Origin of the sequence: Streptomyces sp. NPDC090083 (assembly GCF_044747445.1) — a bacterium.
Taxonomy (GTDB): domain Bacteria; phylum Actinomycetota; class Actinomycetes; order Streptomycetales; family Streptomycetaceae; genus Streptomyces.
Genome location: NZ_JBIVED010000013.1, coordinates 271391 through 284158, shown reverse-complemented (window position 1 = coordinate 284158; position 12768 = coordinate 271391). Strand labels below are relative to the sequence as shown.

General features: G+C 72.1%; 12 protein-coding genes. 5 read left to right on the top strand and 7 right to left on the bottom strand.

What is annotated here, in order from left to right:
- The first annotated feature begins 134 nt into the window (after positions 1 to 134).
- On the top strand, positions 135 to 473 hold the full coding sequence (locus ACIPTO_RS36000; RefSeq protein ID WP_401199093.1) for a MarR family winged helix-turn-helix transcriptional regulator: 339 nt from the start codon (positions 135 to 137) through the stop codon (positions 471 to 473).
- A gap of 9 nt (positions 474 to 482) precedes the next feature.
- Here ACIPTO_RS36000 and pqqB read toward each other — a convergent pair whose 3' ends face one another.
- Complete coding sequence (pqqB, locus tag ACIPTO_RS35995; RefSeq protein WP_401199075.1) at positions 483 to 1370, bottom strand: pyrroloquinoline quinone biosynthesis protein PqqB; 888 nt, start codon at positions 1368 to 1370, stop codon at positions 483 to 485.
- A 374-nt stretch (positions 1371 to 1744) separates the two neighbouring features.
- On the opposite strand from pqqB, the gene ACIPTO_RS35990 reads away from it, so the two are divergent.
- Positions 1745 to 3166 carry a family 2B encapsulin nanocompartment shell protein gene (locus tag ACIPTO_RS35990; RefSeq protein ID WP_401199073.1) on the top strand — a complete coding sequence of 474 codons (1422 nt, stop codon included), beginning with the start codon at positions 1745 to 1747 and terminating at the stop codon, positions 3164 to 3166.
- Between the two features lie 13 nt (positions 3167 to 3179).
- Here the strand turns inward: ACIPTO_RS35990 and ACIPTO_RS35985 are convergent, their stop codons facing one another.
- The 6 genes from ACIPTO_RS35985 to ACIPTO_RS35960 form a co-directional block, all read right to left on the bottom strand.
- Positions 3180 to 4094 carry a PfkB family carbohydrate kinase gene (locus ACIPTO_RS35985; protein WP_366320208.1) on the bottom strand — a complete coding sequence of 305 codons (915 nt, stop codon included), beginning with the start codon at positions 4092 to 4094 and terminating at the stop codon, positions 3180 to 3182.
- Positions 4091 to 5095 carry an ADP-ribosylglycohydrolase family protein gene (locus ACIPTO_RS35980; protein ID WP_401199070.1) on the bottom strand — a complete coding sequence of 335 codons (1005 nt, stop codon included), beginning with the start codon at positions 5093 to 5095 and terminating at the stop codon, positions 4091 to 4093. The genes ACIPTO_RS35985 and ACIPTO_RS35980 overlap by 4 nt, the downstream gene beginning before the upstream one ends.
- Before the next feature lie 27 nt (positions 5096 to 5122).
- Entirely contained in the window at positions 5123 to 5830 is a 708-nt protein-coding gene (locus ACIPTO_RS35975) for a GntR family transcriptional regulator (RefSeq protein ID WP_401199068.1), read from the bottom strand.
- A complete protein-coding gene (locus tag ACIPTO_RS35970) occupies positions 5827 to 6381 on the bottom strand; it encodes a cysteine hydrolase family protein (protein WP_401199066.1) in 555 nt (184 codons plus the stop codon). Before ACIPTO_RS35970 ends, ACIPTO_RS35975 begins: the two co-directional genes overlap by 4 nt.
- Positions 6378 to 7862 carry a purine-cytosine permease family protein gene (locus ACIPTO_RS35965; RefSeq protein WP_401199065.1) on the bottom strand — a complete coding sequence of 495 codons (1485 nt, stop codon included), beginning with the start codon at positions 7860 to 7862 and terminating at the stop codon, positions 6378 to 6380. Before ACIPTO_RS35965 ends, ACIPTO_RS35970 begins: the two co-directional genes overlap by 4 nt.
- Before the next feature lie 89 nt (positions 7863 to 7951).
- Positions 7952 to 8737, bottom strand: a complete 786-nt coding sequence (locus tag ACIPTO_RS35960; protein ID WP_401199063.1) for a DUF899 family protein — start codon at positions 8735 to 8737, stop codon at positions 7952 to 7954.
- A gap of 320 nt (positions 8738 to 9057) precedes the next feature.
- Here ACIPTO_RS35960 and ACIPTO_RS35955 point away from each other — a divergent pair, with 320 nt between their 5' ends.
- The 3 genes from ACIPTO_RS35955 (at position 9058) to ACIPTO_RS35945 (ending at position 12604) form a co-directional block, all read left to right on the top strand.
- The gene (locus ACIPTO_RS35955; RefSeq protein ID WP_401199061.1) at positions 9058 to 10299 is read left to right on the top strand and encodes a cytochrome P450; all 1242 of its coding nucleotides are present in this window, start codon (positions 9058 to 9060) and stop codon (positions 10297 to 10299) included.
- A 156-nt stretch (positions 10300 to 10455) separates the two neighbouring features.
- Positions 10456 to 11679, top strand: coding sequence for a cytochrome P450 (locus tag ACIPTO_RS35950; RefSeq protein WP_401199059.1), 1224 nt, complete (start codon positions 10456 to 10458; stop codon positions 11677 to 11679).
- A gap of 145 nt (positions 11680 to 11824) precedes the next feature.
- A complete protein-coding gene (locus tag ACIPTO_RS35945; RefSeq protein ID WP_401199057.1) occupies positions 11825 to 12604 on the top strand; it encodes a polysaccharide deacetylase family protein in 780 nt (259 codons plus the stop codon).
- The last annotated feature ends 164 nt before the right edge of the window (positions 12605 to 12768 follow it).

Below are 12768 nucleotides of genomic sequence, written 5' to 3'. Positions count from 1 at the left end.
AGCGAGTAACTCCCACTCCTGATCGGTGAGTTCATGGCGGCGTATCACCTAAACATGATCCACCACCCGATGATCTTTGAAGACAGGCCCTAGAGGAACAGTGGCGGGACATCCTGTCCGTGCACGCGCGCACGATGTGCGAGATCGACCGCGTGCTGCACCCGCACGGCCTGGGCGCGAGCGACTTCGAGGTGCTCGACATGCTCGCGGCCGAGTCGCCCGGGGAGGGCGACCAGTGCCGGGTGCAGAACCTGGTCGGACGGGTGCATCTCAGCCAGAGCGCGCTCTCCCGTCTCATCGGACGGCTGGAGAAGGACGGCCTCGTGGAGCGCTCCGTGTGCGTCGAGGACCGGCGCGGCGTGTGGGTCGCGCTCACCCGGAAGGGCCGTGAGCTGCACGCCGAGGTGCTCCCGCTCCAACGGAGCGCCCTGGCACGGATGTTGGACACCCCCGGCGCCGGCACCGACCGCTGACACACCTCCTCATACGACGAACTCGGCCCCGTCCATGAGGACTTCGACCCCCGCCTCCTTCACCTGGGCCCGCGCCGCCGAACCCGCGTCGAGCAGTGGGTTGGTGTTGTCGAGGTGGGTGTAGATCCGGCGCACCCCGGGGTGCCGGGCCAGCGCGGCGAGGCTGCCGCGGGGTCCTGAGACGGGCAGATGACCCCTGGCCGGCCGGCCCGCGGGGGCACCCCCGGCCGTCGTGCCCGACGTGTCCGCCGTGAAGCACGTGCCGTCCAGCACCGCGCAGTCGGCCGTCGTCAGCAGGTCGTCGAGGGTGTCCGTCCAGGCCGGGACGCAGGGTGCGTAGACGAGTGCCCCGCCGGTGGCCAGGTCCTCGATGCGGTACGCCGTCACCCAGCGGGCGTCCGGCGGGCGGGGCCGTACGTGCTGGGGGGTCTCGGTGGTCATCGGGTGCGCGGTGACCACCAGGCCGCCGGCCAGGACGAAGCCGCCCTCGGCGAGGCTGTCGGACCACTCCCAGGGGGCGTAGCGGTCGAGGACCGCGCGGGCCGGGGCGAGCGCGGCGAGGACGGGCGACGGGGCGTACACCTTGAGGCCCGCCGCCCCGCGCAGCACGGTCAGGCCCGCGACATGGTCGGCCTCGGCGTCGGTGAGGAGGACACCGCGCACGGGGGTGCCGCGCTTGCCGGGGCCCGGCCAGAGCGCGGGGGTGGCGGTGAGCTGGCCGCGGATGTCGGGTGAGGCGTTGAGCAGCCACCAGTCGCGCGCGTTGCCGGTGACGGCCACGCACTCCTGGGTGCGCGCGGGCAGTTTCCCGTCGCGGGCCTCGGCGCACTGCGCGCAGGCACAGTTCCACTGCGGGAAACCGCCGCCGGCGGCGGTACCGAGCAGGACGACCCTCACGACGATCGCGCCCCCTTGTGGACTCGCCGAATCTCCCCGAGGGATCTTTCCTCCGAATCGGGCCGGACTACCGCACCGCAGGGGAGAGTTCCGGCCGATCTCCGGCTGTCCCTGCCCATCAGCGCGACAGCTCCCGTACGGCCCCATGGACATCGTCGGTCCCGGCAGGGTCCTGCGAGACGCTCCGGATCGGATACCGCCGAACGGGTGAGGCCGAGTGATCCGGGGGTGGTGCGGGAGCACGTGCGTTTGGCATGTGCCTCGACCGCCGTCCGAAGCCATCACTCGTCGTGACCGGCGAGGGGTAGCTCTACGCACGGAATGTGACGGGCCGGCTCTCGTCCCGTCACCCGTGCGACAGGAGAGAAGGCACCATGTCGGTCGACACCGGTACCGCGCCCGAGGCGGGCGCCGAGGAGCGGGAACAACAGAGCCTCGGTACCGCCGCGGCACGCACTCTGGCGACCACGACCAAGTCCGAACCCCAGATGCAGGGCATCAGTTCGCGCTGGCTGACCCGCATGCTGCCCTGGGTGAACGTGCCCGGCGGCACCTACCGCGTCAACCGGCGGCTGTCGTACACACGCGGCGACGGGCGGGTGACGTTCGTGCAGACCGGCGCACACGTGCGGGTCGTCCCGGCCGAGTTGAGCGAGCTGCCGGCGCTGCGCGGTTTCTCGGACCCGGACGCGCTCGCCGCGCTGGCCGAGCGGTTCGAGCAACGGGATTTCGCGCCGGGCCAGTTGATCGTGGAGGCGGGCCGTCCCGCCGACCAGGTGTACCTGATCGCGCACGGCAAGGTGGAGCGGCTCGGCGAGGGCCCCTACGGCGACGAGGCGGTCACCGGGCTGCTCGCCGACGGCGACACCTTCGGCGGCGAGGCGCTCGACGACCCGGACGGCAGTTGGGAGTTCACAGCCCGCGCGGCGACGGCGACCACGGTGCTGGCGCTGCCCCACTCGGCGTACCAGGCGGTCGCGGATCGGCACCCGGAGCTGAGCGCGCACGTCGCGGCGGCCCGCGCGGACGAGCACAGCCCGGTGAACCCGTTCGGCGAGGCGGAGATCGCCCTCAGCGCGGGACACGTCGGCGAGCCGGACCTGCCGGGCACGTTCGTCGACTACGACCTCGCCCCGCGCGAGTACGAACTCGGCGTCGCCCAGACCGTCCTGAAGGTGCACAGCCGGGTCACCGACCTCTACAACCAGCCGATGAACCAGACCCAGCAGCAACTCCGGCTCACCGTCGAGGCCTTGCGCGAGCGGCAGGAGAACGAGCTGGTCAACAACCGGGACTTCGGTTTGCTGCACAACACCGACCACGACCAGCGGATCTCCACCCACTCCGGCCCGCCGACCCCCGACGACCTGGACGAACTCCTCAGCATGCGGCGCGACACCCGCTGCATGTTCGCCCACCCGAAGGCCATCGCCGCCTTCGGCCGCGAGTGCAACAGGCGGGGTGTCTACTTCAGCGGCGTCGACGTGGGCGGCCATCGTCTGCCCGCCTGGCGCGGGGTGCCGCTGCTGCCCTGCGGCAAGATCCCGGTCAGCGAGTCCCGTACGTCGTCGATCATCGCGATGCGCACCGGCGAGGACGACCAGGGCGTGATCGGCCTCTACCAGACGGGCATCCCGGACGAGCTCGAACCGGGCCTCAACGTACGGTTCATGGGCATCAACGAGCAGGCGGTCATCTCCTACCTGGTGAGCACCTACTTCTCGGCGGCCGTCCTGGTGCCGGACGCGATCGGCATCCTGGAGAACGTCGAGGTCTCCCGCCGGGACGGCAACTGACCGCCGGACCAGGCTAGTTCAGGAACGCGTCCAGCCGTGCCGCGTCCGGTGCCGTCGCCGGTCCCGGCGCGGTGACGGCGAGGGCTGCGCCCGCGTTGGCCCGGTGAGCGGCGGCCACCGGGTCCGCGCCCCGAGCCAGGGCGGCCATGAACACCCCGGTGTGCGCGTCGCCGGCGCCGTTGAGATCGACGGCGTCGACGGCGAACCCGGGCACGGCGACCAGACGTCCGCCGTGGTGCAGGAGACACCCGTCGGGCCCGGTCCTGACGAGCACCGCACCGCGCCCCAGCCGGGACTGGAGCGCGCGGGCGGCCTCGGCCGGATCGTCGAGGCCGGTGAGCAGCGCGGCCTCGCGGGCGTTGCAGCTCCACCAGTCGGAGCGGGTGAGCAGCGCCTCCAGCGCCTCGGTGGGGATGTCGCCGGCCAGCGGCCCCGGGTCGGTGACCAGAGTGACGGCCGGGTCCAGTCGGGGCAGGAGGCCGAGCAGGGCGGCGCGGTTGCTGTCGTGGAGCAGGCCGTAGCCGGTGATGTACACCAAGTCCCCTGCCCCGGGGCGGAGTTCGGCCAGGTCGGCGGAGGTGAGGGATGCCTCGGCGCCGGGGCTGGTGACGAAGGTGCGCTCGCCGTCCGCGTCGACCAGGCAGACCACGAAGCCGGTGTCGCCCGAAGTGCGCGGTGCGAGCAGGATGCCGATGCCTTCGGTGTGCAGCGCGGCGCGGGCGCGGTCGCCGAAGGGGCCGGTGCCGTGCGCTCCGGCGTAGGTGACCGCGAGTCCCTGGCGGGCGGCGGCGGCCATGACGTTGAAGCCGCCGCCCGGGGTGTGCTCGGTGCGGGTGGCGAGGACGTCGCCGCCGCGCTCGGGAAGGGCGGGGACGTCGAGGACCAGGTCGACGACGACGTTGCCGAGGTGCCACAGCACGGGGATCACGGCCGGGCCCGGAGTTCGAGCAACGCGGCTGCCGTGGCGTCGAGTCGGAGCTTCGGGTTGACGCGCAGGAGGGTCTCCCGGGCGTCGGCCGGGAAGGCGTCCACGCCGTGGCAGGCGCCGCCGACGGCTCCCGCGATGGCGGCGATGGTGTCGCAGTCGCCGCCGACGGACGCGGCCAGCAGGGCGGCCCGCCAGGGGTCGTCGGGGCAGGCGGCGAGGACGGCGAAGGCGGCGGGCACCGACTCCTGTGTGGCGAGACTGGTCCCGACCAACGCGTAGACGCGCTCGGGGACTTGGGCCTCGGGCAGGCCGCGCACCAGTCCGGTCGCCCAGACGATCCGTTCGGCGACGTCCGCGGCGGCCACCCAGTGCCCGCGCCCCGCCGCCGACCGGGCCGCGGACACGGCGGCTTCGATCGCCTCCGGAACCGACGCCCCGTCAATTCCCGTGCTCACAGCGGCTGCCACGGCGGCGGCACCGGCGAGGGCGACCCCGGTGTCGTGGGTGAGGCTGCTGGCCTCCACGACCCGGTCCACCAACAGGGCCGGTTCCTTGGCCGGCACCGCGATCCCCACCGGGGCGATCCGCATCGCCGCGCCGTTGGTGGTGCCGAAGCGCCCCACCTCGTCGACCGGGGTGCCCGCGAGGACGAGTTCCACCGCGCGCTTCGTGGACGGTCCGAGGAGGTCGAGCGAGCCGCGGGCGCGCATGTCGTCCTCCCAGGCGACCAGGCGCCGGGCGAGTTCCGCCGGGTCGACGCGGCCTTGGCCGTCGAGGATCAACTCGGCCAGCAGCAGGGCCTGTTCGGTGTCGTCGGTGACGGCTCCGGCCGGCATCCCGGCGGCGAGGGGATGGTCGGGGGCGGCCGGGTGGAAGCCGGTCAGGACCGGGCCGTAGCGGGAGACGATGTCCGGGCGGGACAGCATCTGGGTGGGCATGCCGAGGGCGTCTCCGAGGGCGAGTCCGTGGAGGGCTCCGGTGGCGCGGCTCTGGAGGGTCATGGGTGCTTTCCGGTGCGGGGGTGCGGGTCAGCCGAATTCGAGGGTGAGTTGGAAGTGGTCGGGGTCGAGGAGGCTCACGACATGTTCGACGAAGGAGCCGTCGGCCGCCCGGCTGGTGCGCCGCGTGTCGAGGAACCAGTCACCCGGTTCGCGGCGCAGCAGTTCCGCCTCCGGCCCGTCGATCCGCCGCCCGCTCACCCGCTGCTCACCGTGGTCGGGCCGCAGCCCGGCCCGCAGCATCACCTCGGTCAGGGACTGCCCGTCGAGGCCTCGGGCGGGCAGCTCTCGCACCCCGGGAACGGGCGGCAGGAAGCTGCGTTCGTACGACACGACGACCGCGTCCGCGGCGAGTTCGCGGATGCGCTCCACGCAGACGAACTCGGCGCTGTTCAGGGTGAGTCGGCGGGCCAGTGACTCGTCCTTCCGGGCGTCCACCGCGAGGGTCCGCACCCGGGTGTCGATGCCCTGGGTGGCCAGTGCGTGGGCCCAGCCGAGGCGGTCGTCGAGAGGGCGGCCGTCGAAGAGGACGTAGGAGCCCTTGCCGGTGCGGGTGGCGATCAGGCCCGCCTCGGCGAGTTCGGCGAGGGCCGCGCGGACGGTCGTACGGCTGACGCCGAAGCGCTGGGCCAGGGCGTGTTCGCCGGGGAGTTGCTCGCCGGCGGGGCGGTGGCCGCCGCGGATCTCCTTGGCGAGGACCTCGGTGATGCGCTGGTGTTTGAGCCGGACGGCGGTCATGACGGCTCCCCGACCGCCTCGGCCACGGTGATCACCCGGATCAGCGGCCGGTAGAGGTCCATGACGTGCAGGGCCTTGGCGTGGGAGTCGTCGTCCACGCCGGCGCAGGCGTCCGCGACGACCAGCACCTCGACGCCCGCGTCGGCGGCGGCGAGGGCCGTGGACAGGACGCAGCAGTCGGTGCTGACACCCGCCAGGACGAGGCGGCCGGTGGAGGCGACGCGTTCGGCGAGTTCCGGGGTCCACTTGCCGAAGGTGTGCGCGTCCACGAACTGCCGTGCCCGGTCGGCGAATTCGTCGGTCAACCGCCAGAGCGGGGCGTCCGGCGGCTGGAGCCCGAAAGGCCACTGGTCGTAGTAGGCGCGCCAGGCGCCCTCGGGTTTCCCGGGGGCCAGGAAGCGGGTGAAGGTGACGCGTTCACCGAAGGCGGGCAGCAGTCGTCGTACGCCCGCGGCCGCTTCGGCGAAGCGAGGGGTGGCCCAGGGGCTGTCGGGTTCGGCGAAGACACGCTGCATGTCGATGACGGCGAGGTGGCCGGTCGCGGCGGTCATACGGCGGCCACCGCCTCCGGGCTGGCGGCCTGTTCCTCCTGGCGCCGGACGCGGGTGCGGCCGAGGGCAAGCGTGCCGAGGAAGCCGAGGGCGAGGGCGATCAGGACGCCGAGGTTGGCGTAGGCCCAGGCACCGGACTTGCCGCCGAGGCCGAGCGGGTCGAGCAGGTAGCTCTGCCAACTCAGCCAGCTGGCGGCCGTGTTGGTGACCAGGCCCCAGCCGATCGCGGTGGCGCCGAGGGTGAGCAGGAGGGGCGTGGGCTGGATGTCGCCGTAGCGGCCGTGCGGGCGGAAGAGGTCGCCCTCGTCGTAGTCGCGGCGGCGCAGGGCGAGGTCGGCGAGCATGATGCCGGACCAGGCGGCGATGGGGACGCCGAGGGTGGTGAGGAAGCCCATGAACTGGCCGAGGAAGTCGTCGGCGAAGAACACGATGTAGACGGAGCCCGCGATCATCAGGACGCCGTCGACGAGTGCGGCGAGATAGCGGGGCGCCCGGAGGCCCGCCGAGAGCAGGGCGAGGCCGGAGGAGTAGATGTCGAGGACCGCGCCGCCGACGAGGCCGAGGACGGCGACCACGGCGAAGGGGACCAGGAACCAGGTCGGCAGGATCGTCGTCAGCGCGCCGATCGGGTCGGCGGCGACCGCCTTGTTGAGCGTGCTGGAGGAACCGGCGAGCAGCAGACCGAAGACCAGCAGGAGCAGCGGGGCGACGGAGGCGCCGAACGTCGTCCAGCCGATCACGCCTCTGCCGGACGAACTCCTGGGCAGATAACGGGAGTAGTCGGCGGCCGCGTTGACCCAGCCGAGGCCGAAGCCGGTCATCATGAACACGAGCGCGCCGATGAACTCCTGGGCGGAGCCGGCCGGTACGGCGCTGACCGTGCTCCAGTGGATGTGGTCGGCGACGAGCCCGATGTAGACGATCGTGAGCACGCCGGTGACGACGGTGATGACCGTCTGGAGCCGCATGATCAGGTCGAAGCCCATGACTCCGCCCACGACGGTCAGCGCGCCGACCAGGATCAGTGCGACCACCTTGGTCTCGGTGCCGCCGCCCCAGCCGAGCCTGCTGAACACGGTCGCGGTGGCCATCGTCGCGAGGGAGGTGAGGACGGTCTCCCAGCCGACGGTGAGCACCCAGGAGATCACCGACGGCAGCCGGTTGCCGCGCACGCCGTAGGCGGCGCGGCTGAGGACCATCGTCGGCGCGGAGCCGCGCTTGCCCGCGACCGCGATGAAGCCGCAGAGCAGGAAGGAGAAGACGATCCCGATGACGCCGGCGACGAGCGCCTGCCAGAAGGAGATCCCGAAGCCGAGCGCGAAGGCGCCGTAACTCAGGCCGAGGATGGAGACGTTCGCTCCGAACCACGGCCAGAACAGGGTGCTCGGGGTGCCTTTGCGTTCGGCGTCGCTGATGACGTCGAGGCCATTGGTCTCGACCTGGAGCTGCCGGGACTGGGATGTCTGGGAGGAGTCCGCCATCGTCGACCTACCTGTCTAGACGTGTTCAGTCGAGGCTAGGTCGGGTGGTGTGGGCCGTCAAGGGCAGGCCTCGCGGCGGACAGCCTCCGTCAGTGGCGGTCGCCCTGCCGGCCCAGGGTCTCCACGGGGGTCGCGCCGGGGCGCGTCCACTGCGGGACGGGACGGCTGGTCTCGCCCCAGGTGGCGTTCCCGTCGGCGTCCGTACGCCAGTACCAGCAGGCGTCGCGGCCGGGCGGGTAGCCCTCGGGGTTGTCCTGCCAGGCCTCGCCGCGGCCGTGCGGTGTCATGTCGAGCAGGGCGAGGGAGCCGTTGACCGGTTCGTTGCCGCGGCCCGTCGTGGAGTAGGTGAGGAACACCCGGTCGCCGTCGCGCAGGAAGGCGAGGATGTGCCCCATCCCGCCGCCGATCGGCGCGTCCAGTCCGCGCACCGAGTACCAGGGCTCGGTGTAGCCCATGAACGCGAGGTAGGGAGCGACCTCGTCCCACCGGCCGGTGGTCAGGACGGCGTAGGAGACGCCCCGGGCGTTGAGGTAGACCGCGTCCTTCATGTGCCAGGCGGTGGTGGTGCAGCCCTCGCACTGGCCCTGGTGGGGGGCGTGGTCGTGCCACATGTGCTGGTACACCACAAGCTCGTCGCGCCCCTGGAACAGGTCGAGGAACGGCACCGGTCCTTCGGCACCGACGACCTCCACCGTTCCGTCGAGCTCGACCATCGGCAGCCGCCGCCGGGCCGCGGCGATCGCGTCCCCCTCACGGGTGTGGGCCTTCTCGCGGAGCAGCAGTTCGTCGCGCGCCGCGTTCCAGGTGGCGATGTCGACGACAGGCGGCCTGCCGGGGAGGTCGCCGCCGGTCCCGGCGCCGGGGGTGGTCGTCATGGGTCCTCCGTGGTGTCTCGGATCGGGCAGCGCCGCACGGAGTGCGTCTCCGTCCACGTCGTGGACCGCACCACGGCGCTCACGGGATCAGACTCCGGGGGCGGCCGAAACTCATCGCGGCGGGCAGGGGCCCGGCGCCGGTTCCCACATATGGCGGCACCACATATGCCCACGTCACACAGGAACGCATCCCGCTGTTCCGCTCACCGGCACAGCACGCGACACGTCCGCGCGCCGTCCGCAGGCTGTTCCCATCGGTCGGGGCGTCACGCGTACCGCACCACGGGTGCCGCGCCTCCGCGATCTCTAGGGAGGCCCGCATGGAGTGGTCCGGGACGCGTCAGGGGCACGGCGAGGCCGCCGGCTCTCCCCAGACACCGGGCACTCCCCGTGCCCCCCGCGAGGACCGCACCCGCGGCCGTACCAGTGGCCGTGCTCCGGACACACTGGCGCTGCTGAAAGCGGAGTTCGACGGAACGCACGACGTGTGGCGCTCGGACATGGGTACGGTGTGCGTGGCCGGTCCGGAGTCCGCGCGGGCGGTGCTCGGCAACCGGGACGCGGTCGTCGACGAGGCCTCCGACTTCTACCGGACCCGGCACGGCGACTTCGGGCCCCGCGACGCGCAGATCAGGATCGGACGGGCGGCCCGGGTCCTGATCCGCCGTCATCTGGACGCACGGAGGGGGGAGTTGCCGGGCCTGGTCGCCGGACACCTCTCCCCCAGCGCCAGCTGGCCCGACGCGGGCAACCTGCTCGTCCTCCGCCATCTGCGGGACGTCCTGCTGCACCGCGACGCCCCGCCCCAACTCCACGCCACGGTCGGGCAGATCGTCCACCGCGCGGTCCTGGCGGGCGCCCGCCACCGGCACTCCCCGCCGTCCCGGCTCCTCTTCCGGCGCCGCGCGCAGAACGTCCTGCACACGGAGATACGCGCCAGGCAGCGGCGGTCGGACCCCGCCCGGGACGCACGTGACCTGCTCGACGTCGTCGTCGACGAGAGCGACCCGGGGTCGGACCCGAAGGATCTCGCCGAGGTGTACCTCTCCTTCCTGTTCGCCACCGTCGGCTCGGTCGGCTTCGCGCTCGGCTGGTCGGTCTATCTGCTCGGCACCCACCCCGACTCCCAGGCGGCGGAGCCCAGTTGGACGGTGCGGGAGGCACTGCGGCTGTGGCCGGTGGCGTGGCTGTTCGCGCGGACACCGCGTCACGCCCAGACGCTCGGCGGCGCGGAGGTGACCCCGAGCGACCTCCTCGCCGTGTGCACCTACCTGGTGCACCGGCACCCCACGCACTGGGAGCGGCCGGACGAGTTCGTGCCGGAACGCTGGGCGGGGGCGGTGCCGGACGGGGCGTATCTGCCGTTCGGGCACGGGCCGCACACCTGTGCCGGGGCGACCGTCACGATGCGGCTCCTCGAAGACCTCGTCGAACTCATCACCCGTGACTGGCGGTTGTCGGTCACCCATGACGGCGCCGGTCCGCAGGTGGGCCCGGCGCTCGCTCCACCGCGTTTCACCGCGGTGCTGAGCGCCCGTTCCGACTGTCCCGGAAGGAGGTGAACGCGCATGCACGCCCTGTATCTCAAGGCGAAGTCCGTCCTCAACATCCGAGGCTCGTACGGACAGTTCTGGTACCTGTACCACCACATCTGACCGGCCCGGCGCGGGGAACCGCCCAGCGGCCGGCTCCCCGCGCCCCACGAGGGGACGCTCACCATGACCACCCCGCAGCACCCCGAGGACTTCCTGCACGCGATCCGCGCGCGCAGCGCGGCCGAGGACGGGATCTTCTGGGTCGACGACACCCGACTCGGCGTGTTCGAGCCGGAGGCGGCCCGCCGGGTCAGCGCCACGAACTGGCGCCGGTTCGTCCTGCACGACCGGCTGATCGACATGCTGCGGCGACGGCACAGCACCGAGGTGCGCTGGAGCACGATCCGTTCCGCGTGGCTCACCCGACTGCACACGCTGGCGACGGCGGAACACCACGGCGCGCTGCTCGACCGCATGGAGCGCATCGTCGACGAACGGCTCGGCGAGGACGTCGACCTGGTCATGCTCACCCAGGACGTGGCGCTGCGGTCCATGCTGCCGGTCGCGCTGTCCGGTCTCACCGAGGACGAGGCCGAACTGGTGCGCCGTGACCTGGAGATGAAGCTGCTGCGCCTCGTCTCGCCCACTCCCGCCGGGCTGGTGCACCACCTGCGGTTCGTCGGCGTGCAGCTGCGGTCCGGACTCGTGGTGCGCCGGGTGCTGCGGCAGCGCGCGCACGGGAAACGGCCGCGCGAGCTCGATCTCGCCGATCCGTTCGTCGACCTGCTGCCCCAACTCGGCATGGACCGCGCGCTGGACGTGGTGACCACCGTCCTCACCGCGATCGGCGGCCCCCCGGGCACGGCCGCCGCGAGTCTGCTGTACGAGTTCGTCCGGCAGCCCGAGTGGCAGGAGCGGCTCACCGAGGAGCTGGCCGCCGTGGACCCGGTGGAGTTCCGTACGGCTCCGACGCACGCGGCGCCGGTGACGCACCGGTTCGTGAAGGAGGTGCTGCGGCTGTGGAGCCCGCCGCTGCTGCTGGTACGGCGCAACCAGTTCTCCTTCGACTTCGGCAAGACCCGGCTGGAGCCCGGTGACTGGTATCTGCTGAGCCCGCATCTCATCCACCGTGACGAGCGGGTGTGGAAGCAGCCGGATGTCTTCGATCCGGACCGTTTCCTGCCGGGCGCGCCGCACGGGCCGGCGGGCCGCACCTCTTATGTGCCGTTCGGGTGGGCGCCCAAGAAATGTGTCGGCGCGAGCATCGGAACGGTCCAACTGATGGGCCTGTGCCACCTGTTGTGCACGCGCTACCGGCTGACCGTCGACCGCCCCGAGGAACTGAGGATGGCGCTCCGCTTCGCCCCGGTACCGGAGGATTTCCGCGGTCGTCTGGCGCTGCGGTAGCGAAACCTCCTGAGCGCCCGCTCGTTGATCGTCCCGGAACTCCGGCGAAATTGTCCGTGATCGGTAACAGGCGGATCCTCCCCCGCTTTTATCCCGTCCTGACGAATGCACGGAGTCGTTCGAACGGGACAAGGGCAGGGCTGAGATGGCACGGCACGGTGGGCGGGGTTGGTACGGGCGGGTCGTCGCGGCGGCGGTCGGGGTGACCGCGGTGGCGGCGGCGACCTCGGTGTGGACCGCGCAGGCCGGTGTCGTCGACGGGCAGGCCGCCAAGGGCTCCGGGCGTCCCGCCGCGGCGGGCGCGGCCCCCGTCCGGGCCACCGTCTCCGAGGCGATCGTGCACGCCTCCGACCAGGGCGCCCACGGCGTCAACATCACCATCGACGACGGCCCGGACCCGACCTGGACCCCGCAGGTGCTCCAGGTCCTCAAGGAGTACGGGGTGAAGGCCACCTTCTGCATGATCGGCCCGGAGGCCGAGGCCCACCCCGACCTGGTCAAGGCGGTCGTGGCGGCCGGACACCGGCTGTGCGACCACACCGTCTCGCACGACACCGCGATGGACAAGAAGTCCGAGGCCTATCAGTCGCGGGAGATCCTGGACGCCGCGCGCATGATCACCAAGGCGTCGGGGGGCGTCCGGCCGCAGTACTACCGTGCGCCGGGCGGTGCGTTCACGCCGTACAGCCGCCATCTCGCCGCCTCGCAGGGGATGCGTCCGCTGGGGTGGAACGTCGACTCCAAGGACTTCGAACTCCCGGGTACGGACGCCATCATCGCCACCGTCAAGAGCGAACTGCCCAACGGGCCGACCGTCCTGTTCCACGACGCGGGCGGCGACCGTTCGGAGACCGTGGCGGCGCTGCGCGAGATCCTGCCGTGGTTGAAGCAGCAGGGTTATTCGTTCGGGTTCCCGGTGCGCTGAACCGGGAAATGCGCGGGAATTCACGCCTTGCGGACCGATTGCCTCCCGACCGGCGCGTGACGAATATGTGTGGGAGATGTGGTAACTGCCCGCGAGGTGGCGGTATTTAACCGTGTCAGTGCCGATTCGCGCTGTCGGCGGCCCAGGGCGAAGGCTTGCGGCGC

Bases quoted from the DNA above. Each gene is read 5' to 3' on its own strand.
- ACIPTO_RS35975 (WP_401199068.1), bottom strand. From the start codon at position 5,830: ATGACCGCCGTCCGGCTCAAACACCAGCGCATCACCGAGGTCCTCGCC.
- ACIPTO_RS35970 (WP_401199066.1), bottom strand. From the start codon at position 6,381: ATGACCGCCGCGACCGGCCACCTCGCCGTCATCGACATGCAGCGTGTC.
- ACIPTO_RS36000 (WP_401199093.1), top strand. From the start codon at position 135: ATGTGCGAGATCGACCGCGTGCTGCACCCGCACGGCCTGGGCGCGAGC.
- ACIPTO_RS35965 (WP_401199065.1), bottom strand. From the start codon at position 7,862: ATGGCGGACTCCTCCCAGACATCCCAGTCCCGGCAGCTCCAGGTCGAG.
- ACIPTO_RS35945 (WP_401199057.1), top strand. From the start codon at position 11,825: ATGGCACGGCACGGTGGGCGGGGTTGGTACGGGCGGGTCGTCGCGGCG.
- ACIPTO_RS35980 (WP_401199070.1), bottom strand. From the start codon at position 5,095: ATGACCCTCCAGAGCCGCGCCACCGGAGCCCTCCACGGACTCGCCCTC.
- ACIPTO_RS35955 (WP_401199061.1), top strand. From the start codon at position 9,058: ATGGAGTGGTCCGGGACGCGTCAGGGGCACGGCGAGGCCGCCGGCTCT.
- ACIPTO_RS35990 (WP_401199073.1), top strand. From the start codon at position 1,745: ATGTCGGTCGACACCGGTACCGCGCCCGAGGCGGGCGCCGAGGAGCGG.
- ACIPTO_RS35950 (WP_401199059.1), top strand. From the start codon at position 10,456: ATGACCACCCCGCAGCACCCCGAGGACTTCCTGCACGCGATCCGCGCG.
- ACIPTO_RS35960 (WP_401199063.1), bottom strand. From the start codon at position 8,737: ATGACGACCACCCCCGGCGCCGGGACCGGCGGCGACCTCCCCGGCAGG.